We start from the raw sequence: 18,494 nt of genomic DNA, 5'->3' as shown, positions 1-18,494 counted from the left end.
TGGGAATTCCTCCTGTAACGAATTATTTAGCAATTTGCCATTTAAGCACTATGTTTGCCAGCCATACGCACCTTAGGTCCGAATGCTGTCGCCAAATAGCTCGCCGCCAGCATGCTGATAAATCCAAGAGCAGAACTGACAAACAGGGCAATGTACAAATTAGGGAGCAGGTTGAATTGTGTAAAGGCCAAATAGGACAGGGAACCGGTTAAAACGGAAACAATTGCGCCTGTTCGATTTCCTTTATTCCAAAAGTAGCCTAGCAGCACTGGTCCGAATACGCCGCTGATGATGGCCGAGAAACTAAATTGAATGAGCATGGCCAGGGACTCCGGGCGATTTATTGACAAGTACAGCGAAGCAGCTCCGACAACTATCAAAGAAGACTTTGCAATGATAACTGCACGCTGATCATAGTTGGCGGGAGTAAGTCTGGATTGTGTTTTTTGTACCAGCGGCAGGTAAATGTCATTGCCGATACTGGAAGTTATCGATAGATAAAGGCTGTCTGTGCTCGAAAGCACTGCTGAAATTACACCGACAATCATCAACGCAACGAGGGCGGGTGGAAAAGCCTCGATTAAATAAGCGGGCAATGCTTGATCTGCCTCGGCCAGGCCGGGAACGAGAATCCTTGCTGCAAATCCGCCAAACACAGGCAGATAAGAAATGAAGAATAAATGCACGCCACTGGAAATTACAAATGGACGCAGTTCTTTTTCCGTTTCAATCGCCAAAATCTTATTTAGTAAATGAGGCATCAATACAAAACTGATCATCAAAAATTGTATGGCAAGGACAGTCGGAACGCTGTCATAGGGACCCTCTGCTGAAAAGGTGGAGACTAGGGAAGGATGAATGGCCGCAAGTTGATCGAACATCCGGTCAAATACCTGGAAGCCGCCACCAATTGTCCAGAACAATGAAACAATAATCAAGACAGAGGTGACAGACATCAATATCCCCTGAAAAGCATCGGTGATGATTTGAGCAAAGGCACCGCCCAGCCCGATGTAAATGATGGTGATCATCACGCCGGCGACGACTCCCCATTCGTATGGGATACCGATGATCGTTTCAAATATGGTTGCTAGTCCTACATTTTGTCCGACGATATAATAGATATTGAACAATAGTAGAATAGATACCAAGATTTGAAGCGTTTTGCTGTTATAGCGTTTTCCCAGCCACTCTGGCAAGGTGGACACACCGCCTTTTTCTTTTTGATACTTCCAAAATGTTTTTGCGAAGAGTAGCAGCCCGATCCATGCGGTGCCAAAGCTGCCTAATGTGTACCACAATACTGAAATGCCATATTGATAGGCGAGTCCCGGAAGCCCTAAGTATAAATTGGCGCTGGCAAAGGTAGCAGCAAAACTGGCTCCGACAAGCCAGGGACTTACTTTGCCGCGAGCCGTTGCGAATCCGGCCATTGTTTTGCTGTATGGGGCACCCCGTTTTCCGATATAGGAGACACCAACAACATAACTGGCGAGCAGCAATACAATCAGTATAATTGTCCAAGTCGGCAATGTACTCATTTAGCGGCCTCCTTGCCTTTCGGATACATAATCGAGCAAACAATGCTCCCGATCAAAGCAAAACCAATAGCCGATAATCCATACATTAGAAACATTTCGTATTCCTCCTTTAGTTGATAAAAGCAATCAAAAAAACCTCTTTCTAAGAGAAAGAGGTTTATCATCCAAAACATGCAACGCCCTTTCTCTTATCTTGCAGTATTGCTACTGCAGGAATTAGCACCGTGCTTTAAGCGGTTAGAACCGCGGCGTAGTGATACGCCCCATTTCACAATGGTATTACAGTCGGTTGCCGGGCTTCATCGGGCCATTTCCCTCCACCTGCTCTTGATAAGAGACACCTTCGTTTATTTGGTTTTTGGTTTAATTAGGAATTATATTACCAATGGTAACGATAACTGTCAACAGATATTTCGGAATATTTTTTCTTTTTAGCCGGTTGCGGAGGCGACTTCGGCATCAAGATGAATTCGATCCTCGCTGTCTTGATCAAAGAAAAGAACCTGCTCCATATCAAAAGAAAGGTTCAGCTGATCCCCGCCTTGAATAGAAAACTTGGCATCGATCCTTGCAATAAAGGTTTGTTCCCCTAGACTTGAATAAAGGTATGTTTCTGCTCCCATAAGTTCGGCTACATCGACGGTGACAGGGAAACTCGTATCTGATTTATTTGGAGCAATTTGCTCCTCCTTTTCGATGGCCTCCGGTCGGATACCCATTATCACATCCTTTTCCCGATAGCCTAATCTTGAAAGTTGTTTTAATTTGGCTTCTGGAAGTTTGAACCGGAAGTCGCCGATGACAAAACCGTCGTCCGTTATCCTGCCATGAAAGAAATTCATAGAGGGAGAACCGATGAAACCACCAACGAATACATTGTTTGGACAGTCATAGACTTCTTTGGGGGCTCCGACTTGTTGGACAATGCCATCCTTCATGACCACTAGACGGCTTGCCATCGTCATGGCCTCGGTTTGGTCGTGCGTGACGTAAATAGTAGTTGTTTGCAGTCGTTTATGCAGCTTTTGAATTTCTGCGCGCATTTGAACCCGTAATTTGGCATCTAGATTGGATAACGGCTCGTCCATCAAAAACACTTTTGCATCCCGGACAATCGCCCGTCCAAGTGCGACCCGCTGTCTTTGTCCGCCAGAAAGCGCTTTTGGCTTTCGCTTTAAGTATCCTTCCAGACCGAGGATTTTCGCTGCTTCCTTCACCCGTCTATCTATTTCTTTTTTATCAAATTTACGCAGTTTCAGTCCGAATGCCATATTGCTGTATACGTCCATATGCGGATAGAGTGCGTAGTTTTGAAAAACCATGGCAATATCACGGTCTTTTGGGGGAATATCGTTCATGCGTTTCCCATCGATTAGAAAGTCGCCAGAAGTGATTTCTTCCAATCCGGCAATCATTCGCAGCGTTGTCGATTTGCCACATCCGGAAGGGCCGACAAATACGATAAATTCTTTGTCTTCCACTTCCAAATTGAAGTTTTGCACTGCTGAGACTTTTTTATCATAAACTTTTTCAATATTTGAGAGATTGATTTTCGCCATTCCTTTTCCTCCTTTTTATCCATAGATTAAGCGTATAGAAGAAGGGGAAGGAAGTAAATGGACAACGTGCACAAGAAAAGGGATGCCTAGTTGTGCAATATCACGAATATTCAGAAAAATATATGAAAATGGGAACAGTCCCCCACCGCACTGTCGTGTTAGCGTGACGCAGTGTTAATTGGGTGGGGGACTGTCCCTTCATCAGTTGTAGCTTTTTTCGAGTTCGTCGATCAGGCTGGCAACATAGGAGACGGCCTGGCGGATGGCATCGGGCTTTTCCATGTCGACACCTGCTTGTTTAATTAGATCGAGTGGTTTCTTGGTACCTCCTGCTTTTAAAACGTCAAGCCAACGGTCGATGGCAGGCTGTCCTTCCTCGAAAATGGTTTGTGAAACGGCTGTAGAAACCGTCAATCCTGCTGAATACGTGTAAGGATAAAGACCCATATAGTAATGCGGCTGGCGCATCCAGGTCAAGCTCGCTCCTTCATCAATTTCGACGGCAGCACCCCAAAACTCCGACAATACAGCAGCTTTTTGCCCGGATAAAACGTCGGCTGTCAATGGCTCGCCGGCTTCTGCAAGCTGATAGACCCTGCGCTGAAAAGCTCCTTCCAGCAGATGGGTAACGAAGTTATGATAATAGGTGCCAAGCAGCTGTAAAATGACCCATCTTCTCATCCGGGTATCATCAGTATTCGATAACAAATGGTTGCCAAGCAGCATTTCGTTCATCGTTGAAGGTGCTTCGATGAAATAGGTAGATGGTCTGGTATTGGTCATGCGTTGATTTTTGCCAGCCAGATAAAAGTGACCTGCGTGTCCGAGTTCGTGGGCGAGCGTAAAGGCTCCACGCATTTGATTGGTCCAGGTTGTCAATATATAGGGATGAACGCCATATGGACTGGAGCAAAAAGCACCGGTCGATTTTCCGATGTTGTCGGCATAGTCGATCCAACGTTCAGATAATGCTGTTTCCATAATGCGGCTGTATTCGGGTCCCATGACCTTTAGAGCTTCCAATACGGTTTCGGCCGCCTCTTCATAACTGGTTTCCGGATTGAAATCAGGGTCGAGCGGGGCTTTTAAATCATGGAAGGCCATTTTCTCCAAACCGAGTACTTGCTGTTTCAACTTGGCAAATCGGCGCATATGCGGAGCCAATTCCTCTAGAAGAATATCCAACTGGTTATGGTACATTTCCTGTGTCACTTGCTGTGGGGCCAGCAGCATGTCGGTGACGGAATCATAGTTGCGCAGCCTCGACATCACTACTTCCTGATTGACTTTGGTGGCATAGGTAGCAGCAAACGTGTTTTTATACTGTTTTAACGTTTTGACAAAAGAATCAAATGCATTTTTCCTAACCACAGCAGATGGGGAGGCTTCGTAATTGGCTTCATACAGGGAAAAGGAATTCGGTTGATACTCTCCATTATCATTGGCGAAAGGTTCAAACTGCATGTCTGACAGCTTGCTCCGATTATATGTAGTATAAGGAGAACGGAATAAAGAACCCAAAGAAGCCAGAGCCGACTCTGTTTCCGCTGACAGGGTATGCGGTTGTTTTTCTTTTAAATCATTTACGTATTTGGAGAAAGGAATAAGCTTCGGCTCATCATCGAAAAATTGATTGAGTTTCGCTTCCGGAACGGAAATGATTTCGATTTCCACAAAGGAAAGAGCCGCGTCGATTTTTGCCAAAGCATCGCTTACCTTTGCTGCATCCGCCTGGTTGGTACTATCGGCACTGTCAGCTGATTGCCTTAAGTTTGCATAAGTGGCTACTCGTACTACCCGTTGCAACAACTGTTCGCGGGCTTCTAAACAGTCTCGGAGTGTTGCAGCATTTTCTCCGACTTCTCCCTGATACTGAGTGACTTCTGGTAAACTTTGCTGGACTGCACGTAATTCCTCTTCCCATTCATCCCTTGAAGCGAATAAATCGGTTAAATCCCAGGTTGCTGCATTAGGGACCTGGTCACGGCTTATACGTTGGTGTTTGGTCATTAACATGTCCTCCTAAAATTGTTGATTAAATCGGTTCAATCGGTTTATTTCTTTTTATCTAGTTTGAGAGCCGGGAACCGCTTTGGCAACTTACTTTCCTTTATGCGGGCGACCGACACAATCGTTTAGCTGATTGCCTTTTTAGATGTTTTTGCCAGCTCCTGCAAAATGACCTCCACAGCTGTGTTCAAATCGTTCAACGACCAGGAAGGAAGCTTCGGATTCTCCAGTGCCAGCTTGTGGTGGGCGGGCATATGGATAAAGCCTGTTCGGCAATCGATGTCGCTGGTTTCGATATAGTGGCGGGCTGTGTACATGACTTGATTGCAAAGATAAGTACCTGCTGAATTAGAGATGCCGGCGGGAATGCCTGTTTGCTGAAGTGCATCCACCAAGGTCCGGATTGGCAGAGTGGAAAAATAACCATCAGGGCCGTTGTCGGCTATTTTTTTGTCCTGAAAGCTGTTCCCGGCATTATCCGGTTCTCCGTCCATACAGTTGATGGCGATCCGTTCCGGTGTAATCCGGTTGCGGCCGGCAGCCAAACCGAGGGAAACAATCATATCCGGCTGCAGTTGGTCTACTTGAGTGATCAGTTGTTTCGAAGCTTTTTGGAAATCAACGGGCAATATATGACCGATTATCTCCATGCCCATGAATGTTTTCCCTGTGAATTTTTTAGTTACAAGCTCGGTTGGATTTTCACTCATCCCCAAAAACGGTTCAAAACCTGTTAGTAATATCTTCATGAATAAAACCTCTTCTCCTGATTATAGATAGTGGTCAAACCAATCCGTGATTTCGTTCAAACGGCGAATTCGCAGGGAAGGATCTCCGCTGCGGGACAATTCATGATTAGACCCGGGGAATCGCACAAACTTTGTCGTTTTGTTTTGGTGCTTAAGGGCGACGTATAGCTGTTCGCCTTGTTCGATCGGACAGCGAAAATCATTTTCACTATGCAATATCAGCAGCGGTGTCTCGATATCTTTTACATAGCGAAGGGGAGAATGTTTCCACATGCGGTCCGGATCTTCGAGTAAATTGGTTTTTAGCTCCCAATCGGTAAAAAAGTAACCAATATCACTGACTCCGTAGAAGCTGATCCAATTACTGATGGAACGCTGTGTAACGGCAGCTTTGAAACGATTTGTATGTCCGACTGCCCAGTTCGTCATGAATCCTCCATAGCTTCCCCCAGTGATTCCTATACGGTTTTCATCGATCCATTCAAAGTGGGATGTTGCGTAATCTACAGCATCGAGAATGTCCTGATAGTCTTTTCCTCCATAATCACCGCGCACCGCATCGACAAAAGTCTGACCATAGCCATGACTGCCGCGGGGATTGATGAACAAAACGCCGTACCCGGCTGCGGCAAGTACTTGGAATTCATGCATGAAGGCATTGCTGTACATGGCATGCGGACCACCGTGTACTTCCACGATAAGTGGGTGCTTTTTTTCTTTTGTAAATCCAACAGGCCTCATCATCCAACCATGCAACTTTTGTCCGTCTGAAGCTTGAAAGTGAATCTCTTCAGTTGAAGAAAGCGTTCGATCGTCAAGCCACTTGTTAACGGCTGTCAGTCGCTTTTCATCGCCGCCTGATTTTGGAACAAAATAAAGGTCGCCTGGTGTCAGTTGGTCGCTGACAGCGATGACGGCATTTCCTTTATTGTCCAATTGAAAAGCATAAATTTGCCTGCTTCCACCGGTAACTGTGGACACTTGTTTTTCCATGCTTACTTGGTAGACAGAGGTGTTCCCATTCTGGCTGCCCAAAAAGTATAGTCGATCCTGCTGCTTGTCCCATAGGGCGCCCTTCCCTGCTGTACCCGTTCCCATATCATTGATGGCAACATCGGATGCCTGTACATCCCAATCGTCTGTCAGGCAAGTAAGCTGCTTGCTGATTCGGTCCAATACCCAAACCCTGGTAAGTGTTGCTCCTGCATAGGTCAAATCGTGTCCTAATAGAGACAACTTGTTTCCGTCAGGGGCGTAATTCGGCTGGATGAACATCCCGATGCCATTAGTAAGTCTGGTCAAAATCCCATCCTTCAGGTCGTATTCAAAAATGTCTGAGACGAAGGAACGATCGGGATCATCTGTACGATTGGCACTGAAAGCGATACGGCTTCCGTCAGGAGAAAAGCTTCCAAACTGATGGTCGAATTTGCCGCTGGTAAGCTGCACGGCTGTCTCGTCTTTGAGATCCCATAGGACCAGTTGTTGATAGGTATCATGCAAAAGTCCGGCATCATCCGATTTATACTTGAGGCGTGTAGTAGCGTAAGCTTCTTTGCTGGCGTCCTCGTTATCTTTTTCATCGGCTTCCTCTTCCACACTGTCCTGGTCGGAAAGGGGAACCTTGAGCAGCAGTTTATGTCCATCTGGTGAAAAGACGGGCTGTGAGGCGCCGTGTTTGAAATTAGTGAGCTGTTCAGCTTCCCCACCCCTGAATGAAATTTTCCAAACCTGTTGTTTGCCGGATCGGTTCGAAGTGAAAACAATTGTTTGTCCGTCGGGGGACCAGCGTGGTTGGTAGTCCAAGCTATCCCCATGAGTAAATGGAATGGCTTCGTTTGTCGTTAAGTTGACGACAAATAAATTTGACTGGTATTTTTTCTTTTCGCTGATTGTGCGGACAGCATATACGACCCAGTTTCCATCAGGAGAAAGCTGGGGATCAGAAAGAAAGGAAAATTTCAATAAATCATCCGCAGTGATTGTTTTTGTCATCATTTGTTTATCATCCTCATTTTTTAAAGTTTCTGCGTACCGCTAACCTCTAAGAGGTCCTAAGGCCAACCCACTCGGTGACAAAGAGCGTCACCCGTTTTTACAGTATCAGGTGCATACGCTTTTCTATGATATATTTTTCCGGTTTATTCATGAAACTCCCTACTATACTTGCTGTCCCTCGATAAATGTTTTCTCTACCTTGCTTTGTAAATCGAATGGACTTCCGCTCCATAAAACGAAGTCGGCATCTTTACCTGCTTCCACCGATCCGACGCGGCTTTCCACACCTAAATGCTTGGCAGCATCCATTGTGATGGCACGCATGGCTTGAGCCTCGCTCAGCCCGTTTTTGACCGACATGATGGCACTGGTCATCAAATGTTCGATGGCGATTACCGGATGGTCGGTAGTGATGGAAAATGGTACACCGGCTTCTGCTAAAGCAGGAAGCGTATGCCAGCCTTTGTCGGACAACTCTACTTTCGAGCGAGGGGTCATGGTCGGACCAGAAGAGACACGGACACCATGCTCCGCTAGGTAGGGTGCAAGCAAATGTCCCTCTGTACAATGTTCGATTGTCACGTCGATGGAAAACTCCCGTTTAATCCGCAAAACGGTCACGATATCGTCCGCACGATGGGCATGGACACGCAAAGGGATTTCCTTGTTCAATACTTTTGCAAGCTGTTCGTAGGCCAAGTCCCGGTCGGCAGTCCCAGCTTTCCGTTTGGCTATGTAGTTCTCCGTTTCGATGAGTTTTTGGCGCAGGATGGCGGCGACTCCCATTCTCGTTACAGGCATTCTTCCTTTTTCCCCATGGAACCGTTTCGGATTTTCCCCTGTAGCAGCTTTCAATCCGGAGGGGTTGCGGATGACCATTTGATCGACGATTGTTCCGGCCGTTTTAAGTACACACATTTCGCCGCCGATCACGTTGGCACTTCCGGGCATGACTTGCACCGTGGTCACCCCGGCGTTCCGGGCATCGGAAAACCCCTTGTCGAATGGGTTGATGCCATCGATGGATCGCACTTCAGGTGTGGCCGCATGGCTAGTTTCATTGAAATCCTGCCCTTCTTTTCCGATTCCTTCCTCATGCACACCTAGGTGGGTATGTACATCAATCAGTCCGGGCGTGAAAAACTTGCCGTGGGCATCAATCGTCTGGGTTCCTTCTGGTATAACCAACTGTCTGCCAATCTCTAAGAACTTCCCATTTTCGATTAGGATCGTGACGTCTTCCATTTTTTGGCCTGTTCCGTCGACACCTGTCACATTTGTAATGGCTTTCATGAAATTTCCTCCCAAAAATTCAAAATTATCATTGATTTCTGAAATCTTTCTTTATATAATGGCCTTTATACAATTCCTTGTTACGATATTAAATCAAAAAAATAATATTGTAAATAATCTTAATTTTTTAAAAAGGTATCATAAAAGAGTAGTAATATAGAAAAATAGGACGAAAGTCGGTGATTTAGTGGAGTATCAAATCGATGAATTAGACCGGGGTATCATCCGGATATTATCCAAGGATGGCAGAATCCCTTTTTCGGAAATTGCCAATCAATTGAATGTGACAGAAAAGACAATCCGTCTGCGGTATAAGAACCTTGTGCAAAACGACATTATTGAAGTAGTCGGTGTCGTAAACCCGATAGCGCTAGGTTTGAAGGCGGGAGCCATTATCCAAATCAAAACGGCTCAAGGCCGGTGTGAACAGGTGATGGAAGAATTGAAGACAATGAAGGAAGTCAGGTTTATTACCATGACTTCCGGCCCCTATCCACTATTGATTCAAATCAATGTGCAAAGCCAGGAGGATATCAGGGAGAGTATTTTGCAGTTGGACAAGATTGAAGGGATCGTTGAAATCAACACGATTATCCAACTGGAGAACTACAAAAATACGTTTGAGTATATATAAGGGGGAGAATGGACGTGCTGCAACATATAAAGAAACTGACAAGTCTACTCGGACCGAGCGGCTATGAGCATCAAGTCAGTAACTACTTAACCGACTACTTAAAAGAAAGAACAGATACCGTTACGGTAGACGCACTCGGAAATGTGACAGCCAGAAAGAAAGGAAGTCGACCGGGTCCTGTTCTGTTATTGACAGCTCACATGGATGAAGTGGGATTTTTGATCAAAAAAGTGGAACCAAATGGACTGCTTCGTTTTGAAAAGCTGGGAGGAAACGATGACCGTAATCTCCCGGCACAGCCGGTCAAGCTGTTGGGCAGGGACTCCATCGTTGACGGCATGATTGGTACGTTGTCTGCCCACTTTGCAAAATTTGATGATGTCGTTTCGGTTAGAAATCATCGGGAGTTGTACATTGATATCGGGGCAGCTTCTGAACAAGAGGTCTTGGAAATGGGAGTAGAGGTCGGTACACCCGTAACCTGGGGAAAGGAATGGAAGTTGCTGGGACCACCAGATAAACAGCAAATCCGTGCTAAATCGCTTGATGACCGATCAGGGTGTGCTGTATTGCTGCAAGTATTGGAGGAACTGGAGGGGACCGCTTTTTCCGGTGAGTTGATCTTTCTTTTTACCGTCCAGGAAGAAGTCGGATTGCGTGGTGCCAAAACGGCGGCACAACATATAACCGCTGATGCCGCTTTAGCTATCGATACGACAGCGGTCAGTGACACTCCGGAGGGTCCGATGGATGACAGTCTTGGTTTAGGCAGGGGAGCGGGTATCAAGGTGATGGATGCAAGCCTGATTGTTCACAGCACCATAAAACAGCTGCTGATCGATTTTGCCCAAAAAGAGCAAATCCCCTATCAACTGGAAGTTTTCACCGGCATCGGGACAGACGGGGGAGCTGTCACTTACGCTAACAAAGGAATTCCGACAGGTGTGCTGTCGATTCCGTCACGGTACACCCATTCTGCAGTGGAGCTGGTCGATCTGGGGGACGTGATGGCGGTAAAGGAGATAGTGAGGACTTTCATTTTGCAAATGGACGAACAACAGTCCTTTGCTTTTTGATAACTTTTCATGCTTTTCACCCATCGTGGTTGCTTTTTTTCAGCACAGCGTATTTCCGTATCTCCGTATTAGGAAACAACTTTCCAAAAGAATGAAGAAGTGCACCTAATACTATTTCGCAGTACATCCTTTTTTTACAAATAAATGTTAGAAAATTTTAAATCGAAAGACTATTCAGGAGGGATTCGATGAAAATCTTTATTTCTGCCGACATGGAGGGAATCTCCGGTGTGGCAACCAACCAGCAATTAAAAACAAACGCCGAGTATCAGCGCTTCCGAAAGTTAATGACAGCAGATGTCAATGCGGCAATCGAAGGGGCTTTCCAGGGAGGGGCAAAGGAAGTCGTCGTCGCAGATGGTCACGGAAATATGTCCAACATCCTAATCGAGGAGCTTGATCGCCGTGCAAGGCTTGTCTCGGGGAACAATCGCGTGATGTGCCAGCTGGAAGGTCTTGATGATAGCTTTGATGGCATCATGTTCGTCGGCCATCATGGTCGTGAGGGCGGTTCGGAACGCACAGTGATCAGCCACACGTTGGCCGGAGTCTGTGTCAACGAGATGAAAATCAATGGAAGAGTCGTCGGGGAAACAGAAATGAACAGTCTCGTAGCCGGGAGGTTTGGTGTTCCAGCTATTTTCATTAGCGGGGATGATGCTTACGTCCAGGAAGTACAAGCTTCTTTTCCCCATGTGGAAGCCGCCATTACAAAACGGGCAGTCGACAGATTCGCCGCCGAGTTGATTCATCCGGAGGAAGCTCGTGACGAGATTCGGAAAAAAGCGGAAGCAGCAGTCAACAAAGCGGCAAGTCTCGAGCCGGAAACCATCACAGGACCGACCACATTTGAAATCGAAATGAAAGGACCGCAGCAGGCACAGATGACGACCACTCTGCCGACGGTGGAATTGATCTCTCCGAAGCGGATCCGATTCACTTGTAATGATATCGTCACCGCGTACAAGCATATGTGGGGGTGTGTGATCATCGCGATGACCGCAACGAATGGTGTTCTGGGACAGGTGAATGCCTGATCGATAACCCTAAATGACAACCAACTGATCCGGAGGTGAAAGGATGTATATTTTAAAACGGTTGATAACAATGTTTGTAACCATTTGGGTGATTGCCAGTTTAACCTTTTTCATCATGAAAATCATACCGGGTGATCCATTTGCTTCCGATGCAGATGTGCTGCCCGAAGAGGTTTTACAAAATATTCGTGCAAAATACAACCTCGATGAACCGATCCCGGTGCAATATGTTCTCTATATGAAGGATTTGGCTACATTTGATTTAGGTATCTCAATTGAGTCGGAGTCCCGGACGGTCAACGGCATCATTTGGGATGGCGCTCCCGCTTCTGCACTGTTAGGGACCCAGGCAATGGTAATCGCGCTTATCTTCGGGTTGCTGTTGGGTATTGTGGCCGCTCTGAACCATAACAAAATGCTTGATTACTTTTCCATGTTTATCGCCATTGTAGGCATCTCCGTTCCGAGCTTTATTTTAGCTCCTTTGTTGATCAACTATTTTGCCGTCGATTGGCAAATGCTTCCGGTTGCTTCGTGGGGAACATGGCAGCATTCCATCCTGCCCTCTGTCGCCCTGGCGGCGACCCCGCTGGCGGTAATCGCCCGCTTTATGCGATCGAGCATGCTGGAAGTGATGAACCAAAATTATATCAAGACAGCAGATGCCAAAGGGCTTCCGACGACCAAACTAGTCATTAGACATGGCATCCGAAATGCCATCCTGCCTGTTGTTTCCTTTATCGGGCCATTATTTGTGGCACTGATCACGGGAACGTTCGTCATTGAAAAGATTTTTGCGATACCGGGGATCGGACGTTATTTCGTCGACAGCATCTTCAACCGGGATTATCCGGTGATCATGGGGACGACGATTTTCTTCAGCTCCATCCTGGTGTTGACCCTATTCTTAATCGATATATCCTATCGGTTTATTGATCCGAGAATAAAACTAACAAGTGGAGGGGATTAACATGGAACCTAACCAAGTAGATGAATCTTTGTTCCGCCCCTTGTCAGCTGAGCGGAAACAGTCAGATCCGATCCAGCGTCCAAGTATGAGTGTCTGGAAGGAAACCACCATCAATGTTTTAAAAAATAAAATGGCTGTGCTCGGTTTTTCCTTACTACTCCTCATTATCATATTTGCGATTTTTGGGCCGAAAATGGTGGCTTTTTCACCCTCGGCCCAGAGTCTCACCGATACAAATCTTGCTCCTTCGAGCGAGCACTGGTTCGGTACAGACGACCTTGGCCGTGACGTTTGGTCGCGAACCTGGTATGGAGCGAGGGTATCGCTGACAATCGGTCTGGTGGCGGCCGCGATAGACATATTGCTTGGCGTAACGATCGGCGGTATTTCTGGTTATATGGCGGGAAGGGGCAAGACAGGAGATCGTGTCGACGGAGTGCTGATGCGGATTGTAGAAATTTTATACGGTATTCCGTACCTTTTGATTGTTATTTTGCTGATGGTCATCATGGAGCCCGGTGTTACATCGATTATCATCGCACTGTCTGTTACAGGATGGGTGGGGATGGCCCGGATTATCCGCGGCCAAATTTTACAGCTGAAGTCGCAAGAATATGTACTGGCTGCAGAAAAATTGGGAACCTCTCATCCAAAAATTATTTGGCGCCATCTCATCCCGAATACAGCAGGAATTATCATCGTCAATCTAACCTTTACCATTCCACAGGCGATTTTTGCCGAATCGTTTTTAAGCTTTCTCGGACTGGGAGTACAAGCCCCGTTTGCCAGCTGGGGCACGATGGCCAATGATTCGTTGGGCGTTATTCTTAGTGGGCAATGGTGGCGGTTGTTCTTTCCGGGTTTCATGATTTCCCTTACAATGTTTGCTTTTAACGCATTCGGCGATGGGCTGCAGGACGCTTTGGACCCAAGAGCACGAAAATAGGAGGTGGGCATATGGACCATTTATTAGAAGTGAACCATCTAGAAGTGAATTTTAAAACTTATGGCGGGGAAGTCAAGGCGGTCCGTGATGTTTCTTTCCACGTCGATAAGGGTGAAATTATGGCAATCGTCGGCGAAAGTGGCAGCGGCAAGAGTGTCACCGTTCAAACAATTATGGGTCTGATTCCGATGCCGCCTGGAAAAATCAACAACGGAGAAGCATTGCTGCATGGTCAGGATTTGCTCAAGCTCTCGAAAAAACGGATGCAAAAAGTGAAAGGATCGAAGATGAGCATGGTGTTCCAGGATCCGATGACATCACTTAATCCAACCATGAAAGTCGGTAAGCAGATCGAAGAAAGCATCACGACCCATCAAAAACTTGGAAAAGCAGAAGTCAAAAAACGGGCAATGGAAATGATCCGTCTCGTCGGTATTTCCAACCCGGAAGAAAGGTACAATCAGTATCCGCATGAATTCAGCGGTGGAATGCGGCAGCGAATCATGATTGCCATCGCGCTTGCCTGCAGACCGGAATTATTGATTGCCGATGAGCCGACCACAGCACTTGATGTAACGATTCAGGCGCAAGTATTGGACTTGATGAAGGACTTAAAAGAAAAGATGAATACTTCGATTATTTTGATTACCCACGATTTGGGCGTGGTAGCTGAAACAGCGGAACGGGTTGCTGTCATGTATGCCGGTGTCATTGTCGAATCCGGCACGGTTGAAGAGATATTCAACAATCCGCGCCATCCTTATACGTGGGGGTTACTTGAATCGATACCGGATGTCAACAGTGAAACAAAAGAGCGACTGATCCCTATCGAAGGGTCGCCTCCCGATTTATTTTCACCGCCCAAGGGTTGCCCGTTTGCACCTCGATGCAAATATGCAATGGAGGTCTGTGTCGAAGCGATGCCGCCTGGTTTTGAAGCAGAGGAAGGGCATCAGGCGAAATGTTGGCTGAATGACCCGCGAACACCGAATGTGGAAGACTTGATAGCAGCCGGGAGGGAAGAACATTGACCGAAACCATCATACAAGTAGAAGAAATCAAGAAGCATTTCCGGCTGAATAAAGAACAAACAGTAAAGTCAGTCGATGATATCTCGATTTCCATCCGCAAGGGGGAAACATTCGGATTGGTTGGCGAAAGCGGTAGCGGAAAGTCGACATTGGGGAAAACCATCGTCGGCCTGCAGGACCCCACTGCCGGGAAAATACTTTACAACGGTAAAGATGTCAGCAGCTTAACGAAACAAGAAAAGAAGGATGCCAATCGGGAAATTCAAATTATTTTCCAAGATCCACAGGCATCTCTTAATCCAAGGATGAGAGTCGGCGATATTGTTGCCGAAGGAATCGATGCCCATGGGCTTGCCAAAGGAAAGCGGCGTGAAGAACGGGTTTACCAATTGCTGGAGCGGGTCGGTTTAAGACCAGAACACGCCAAGCGGTATCCCCACGAATTTAGCGGCGGGCAGCGTCAACGGATAGGGATTGCACGTGCCTTGGCAGTGGAGCCCAGTTTTATCGTCGCCGATGAACCGATTTCTGCTTTGGATGTATCCATCCAGGCCCAGGTAGTCAATCTGCTTGAGGATTTAAAAGAACAGGAAGACCTGACCTATCTGTTTATTGCTCATGATCTGGGGATGGTCAAGCATATCAGCGATCGGATCGGCGTGATGTACTTGGGAAGGATGATGGAACTGGCTGATAGTGATGCATTGTTCGCTGATCCGCTCCATCCCTATACACAGGCATTGCTTACAGCCATTCCAGTAGCCGATCCACAGGCGAAGAGAAGGGAAAGAATCGTCATTAATGGTGATCCACCGAGCCCTGTTGATCCGCCAAGTGGGTGCCGGTTCCGGACACGTTGTCCATTTGCGATGGATATTTGTGCTGAAGTGACTCCGAAATGGACAGAAGTTAAGCAGAATCATTGGGCATCATGCCATCTTTACCAACAATAAGGGAGGAATTTTCATGAAAAAATGGTTGTCAGGATTTTTATTGGTGTTGGCAGTAGGCTTTGTACTTGCTGGATGTAACAGCGAGGGGGCAGCAGATCAAGGTTCCGCGGAGGATGTCGATCAGGAAATCGTGGTCAATGCGATGAGCGAGCCGCCGGATTTAGACCCGGCTCTGGCCACAGATACGACATCTGGCTGGGTGCTGGATCATGTGTTTGAAGGACTATACACCAAAGACAAAGAGGGAAACCCGGTACTCGGAACAGCAAGCGATGTCCAGGTATCGGATGATGGGAAGACCTACACGTTCACCATCCGGGAAGATGCCACATGGTCTGACGGATCTCCAGTGACCGCTCAGGACTTCGAGTATGGGTGGAAACGTGTGTTGAATCCGGACACGGGTAGTTCATTTGCCTTCTACATGTACTATATTAAAGGAGCGGAAGCTTATAACAAAGGCGAAGGCTCTGTTGATGACGTCGGAGTCACAGCAGAAGATGAAAAGACATTGGTCGTAGACTTGGAAGCACCACTCGGTTACTTTGACGAATTGCTTACCATGTGGACCTTCTATCCTGTCAAACAGGATGTTGTCGAGTCAGATGCCAATTGGTCTGCCTCTGAAGATACGTATGTAAGTAACGGGCCGTTCAAGCTGACGTCCTGGGAGCACGACAGCCAAGTGGTAATCGAGAAAAATGAAGAATACTGGGACAAAGATGTTGTCAAACTCGATAAAGTCACTTATGAAATGGTCAATGACGCCACGACTTACTATCAAATGTTCAAGACAAATGAATTGGATTTGATTCAAACGTTGCCAACCGATGTCATTGATCAGGAAAAGGATTCGGAAGAATATAAAGAAACGCCTTATTTCGGAACTTACATGTATATGTTCAATGTGGATAAAGAACCATTCACCAATGCCAAAATCAGACGTGCCTTTACCCTGGCAGTAGATCGTACATCACTTACCGAAAATGTATCCAAGGCTGGAGAAACGCCTGCTTATGCTTTTGTACCCGAAGGAGTAGAAACACCGGAGGGAGATTTCCGGGAAACCGGCGGTGCCTATTTTGAAGAGAATGCCGAGAAAGCGAAACAATTGCTTCAAGAAGGTATGGAAGAAGAAGGATGGAACGAGCTGCCGGAAGTAACCTTGCTGTATAATACATCGGAGAATCATAAGAAGATAGCGGAAGCAGTCCAGGAAATGTATAGTCAAAACCTTGGCGTAGATATTAAATTGTCTAACCAAGAGTGGAAAACATATTTGGATACAACGGAACAAGGCAACTTCCAAATGGCAAGAATGGGATGGATTGGAGTTCTCGTAGATCCTGTTGTCATTCTCGATTACTATTTGGGAGACAGCCCGAATAACCGGACAAATTGGGTCAACGAAAAATATGACGAGCTAATTGCGCAGGCTAAAGTAGAACAAGATGAACAAAAACGGTATGATCTGCTGCATCAGGCAGAGGAAGTATTGATGGAAGACTTGCCGTTCAATCCGATTTATCATTACACCAATACGTATCTAACCTCGCAAAACTTCGAAGATATCGTTTATCCGGTCAACCGGTATCCCTATTTGAAGTGGGCTCAAAAGGTTTCTGAATAACAAGCGGAAGCGCAAAAGGGGTCGATTGTCGATCCCTTTCGTGCTTCCTTTGAAAGGAAGGTAGGACATGAAAGCGAAATTACTGCTTTTTTTCATTTCCATGGCGGCATGGATAGGTACGAAATACTTGTTGTCTTTCCGTTTGCTGGAATGGGTGAATCTTACGTTCTCCATCGGACTTTTGCTATTGATTCTTGCCGCAGTTACAGCCATCTTGCAAACAGGCTTTTTGTCTCCATTTTTCAAAGGATTTCGTCTGATAGGCGCATCGTTAGGAAGCAAATCCCATGCGATGGAGCGGACGGATGCTTACTTAGCGGAAGACTGCGAATTACAGGACTTTAGACAAAAGACAATCCAACTAGTTGGTCAAAGCTCTTTAGCGACAGGGGCTGCCTCCTTGCTCGTCTCAATCATTGGGCTGTTTTTTCTGTAAAGGTGATCGTAAACGAAGGGAATTCGACATTCCTTAATAATCAGTTGCATTACCTTTGTTCTCCCTTTGTCTTCCATTCACGTACTCATTCGTAGCCTTTTTTTTCGACGCATGATAGGCATGTCTCTCTTTTTTTCTTCTATCTTTTCTATTCCCGCATAATAATAGAATAAATGGAAAGGAAGGAGGAAGCGGCGTGAAAGGGAAAAAATTGATGGACGAGCTTGAAGATCAACTTAAAAAAACGTGTGCTCATTACGGAATTAAGGCAACTCCCTCAAAGGACTTTATGCAGTTATGGGCGGAGCTAATAGAAAAAATGGATCCGGGGACAAGGCGGCTGCTCCAGCTTCGTTTGCAGGAAGATATTGCAGAAAACAGAGGGATTGTTTTTCAACACATGCTTGATATCATGCATCGAGAGGAACTTCCATTTTCAGAAAAAAAGCAGTGTATAGGGTAAGAGCAAAAACGTTTAACACCGGTAATTAACTAATTTTTAATGGTACGTGTATGGGAGTAATAAAAAAGAAATGAAGCGGTAGCTCTACTAGTTGATTCTTGTTCCAAGAATGCTACCGGCTAGAAGGGTAGTTTGAATGTTCCATTTTTATTATACATCTATTAAATA

Annotated in this window: 16 protein-coding genes and 1 riboswitch; of the genes, 10 read left to right on the top strand and 6 right to left on the bottom strand. The window is 46.2% G+C overall.

Features of this window, described 5'->3' with window-relative positions; genetic code table 11:
- Positions 1-41: 41 nt before the first annotated feature.
- From ERJ70_RS15820 to ERJ70_RS15795, 6 genes are all read right to left on the bottom strand, one after another.
- A complete protein-coding gene (locus ERJ70_RS15820; protein ID WP_209365749.1) occupies positions 42-1,541 on the bottom strand; it encodes a sodium:solute symporter family protein in 1,500 nt (499 codons plus the stop codon).
- 185 nt (positions 1,542-1,726) lie between these two features.
- Positions 1,727-1,878, bottom strand: a riboswitch (SAM riboswitch).
- A gap of 94 nt (positions 1,879-1,972) precedes the next feature.
- The gene (locus ERJ70_RS15815) at positions 1,973-3,100 is read right to left on the bottom strand and encodes an ABC transporter ATP-binding protein (RefSeq protein WP_209365748.1); all 1,128 of its coding nucleotides are present in this window, start codon (positions 3,098-3,100) and stop codon (positions 1,973-1,975) included.
- Positions 3,101-3,301: 201 nt separating this feature from the next.
- Positions 3,302-5,116, bottom strand: a complete 1,815-nt coding sequence (pepF, locus tag ERJ70_RS15810) for an oligoendopeptidase F (protein ID WP_209365747.1) — start codon at positions 5,114-5,116, stop codon at positions 3,302-3,304.
- 119 nt (positions 5,117-5,235) lie between these two features.
- Entirely contained in the window at positions 5,236-5,859 is a 624-nt protein-coding gene (locus ERJ70_RS15805) for a pyroglutamyl-peptidase I (RefSeq protein ID WP_209365746.1), read from the bottom strand.
- A gap of 21 nt (positions 5,860-5,880) precedes the next feature.
- Entirely contained in the window at positions 5,881-7,857 is a 1,977-nt protein-coding gene (locus tag ERJ70_RS15800) for a S9 family peptidase (protein ID WP_309507078.1), read from the bottom strand.
- 162 nt (positions 7,858-8,019) lie between these two features.
- Entirely contained in the window at positions 8,020-9,150 is a 1,131-nt protein-coding gene (locus ERJ70_RS15795) for an amidohydrolase (RefSeq protein ID WP_209365745.1), read from the bottom strand.
- Positions 9,151-9,337: 187 nt separating this feature from the next.
- Between ERJ70_RS15795 and ERJ70_RS15790 the strand changes: the two genes are divergently transcribed.
- The 10 genes from ERJ70_RS15790 (at position 9,338) to ERJ70_RS15745 (ending at position 18,326) form a co-directional block, all read left to right on the top strand.
- Positions 9,338-9,784: an Lrp/AsnC family transcriptional regulator gene (locus tag ERJ70_RS15790; RefSeq protein ID WP_209365744.1), complete on the top strand. Its 447-nt coding sequence runs from the start codon at positions 9,338-9,340 to the stop codon at positions 9,782-9,784.
- A gap of 8 nt (positions 9,785-9,792) precedes the next feature.
- The gene (locus ERJ70_RS15785; RefSeq protein WP_209365743.1) at positions 9,793-10,860 is read left to right on the top strand and encodes a M42 family metallopeptidase; all 1,068 of its coding nucleotides are present in this window, start codon (positions 9,793-9,795) and stop codon (positions 10,858-10,860) included.
- A 188-nt stretch (positions 10,861-11,048) separates the two neighbouring features.
- A complete protein-coding gene (locus ERJ70_RS15780; protein WP_209365742.1) occupies positions 11,049-11,897 on the top strand; it encodes a M55 family metallopeptidase in 849 nt (282 codons plus the stop codon).
- Between the two features lie 43 nt (positions 11,898-11,940).
- Entirely contained in the window at positions 11,941-12,867 is a 927-nt protein-coding gene (locus ERJ70_RS15775) for an ABC transporter permease (RefSeq protein ID WP_209365741.1), read from the top strand.
- Position 12,868: 1 nt separating this feature from the next.
- Entirely contained in the window at positions 12,869-13,813 is a 945-nt protein-coding gene (locus ERJ70_RS15770; RefSeq protein WP_209365740.1) for an ABC transporter permease, read from the top strand.
- An 11-nt stretch (positions 13,814-13,824) separates the two neighbouring features.
- On the top strand, positions 13,825-14,844 hold the full coding sequence (locus tag ERJ70_RS15765; RefSeq protein WP_209365739.1) for an ABC transporter ATP-binding protein: 1,020 nt from the start codon (positions 13,825-13,827) through the stop codon (positions 14,842-14,844).
- The gene (locus ERJ70_RS15760; protein ID WP_209365738.1) at positions 14,841-15,797 is read left to right on the top strand and encodes an ABC transporter ATP-binding protein; all 957 of its coding nucleotides are present in this window, start codon (positions 14,841-14,843) and stop codon (positions 15,795-15,797) included. The genes ERJ70_RS15765 and ERJ70_RS15760 overlap by 4 nt, the downstream gene beginning before the upstream one ends.
- A gap of 13 nt (positions 15,798-15,810) precedes the next feature.
- A complete protein-coding gene (locus tag ERJ70_RS15755; RefSeq protein WP_209365737.1) occupies positions 15,811-17,427 on the top strand; it encodes a peptide ABC transporter substrate-binding protein in 1,617 nt (538 codons plus the stop codon).
- 67 nt (positions 17,428-17,494) lie between these two features.
- Entirely contained in the window at positions 17,495-17,863 is a 369-nt protein-coding gene (locus ERJ70_RS15750) for a DUF3899 domain-containing protein (protein ID WP_209365736.1), read from the top strand.
- 196 nt (positions 17,864-18,059) lie between these two features.
- Positions 18,060-18,326 (top strand): hypothetical protein, encoded by a 267-nt coding sequence (locus ERJ70_RS15745; RefSeq protein WP_209365735.1) that lies wholly within the window; start codon positions 18,060-18,062, stop codon positions 18,324-18,326.
- The last annotated feature ends 168 nt before the right edge of the window (positions 18,327-18,494 follow it).

Source organism: Sediminibacillus dalangtanensis (assembly GCF_017792025.1).
Taxonomy (GTDB): domain Bacteria; phylum Bacillota; class Bacilli; order Bacillales; family Amphibacillaceae; genus Sediminibacillus; species Sediminibacillus dalangtanensis.
This window is presented reverse-complemented; position numbering and strand designations above follow the sequence as displayed.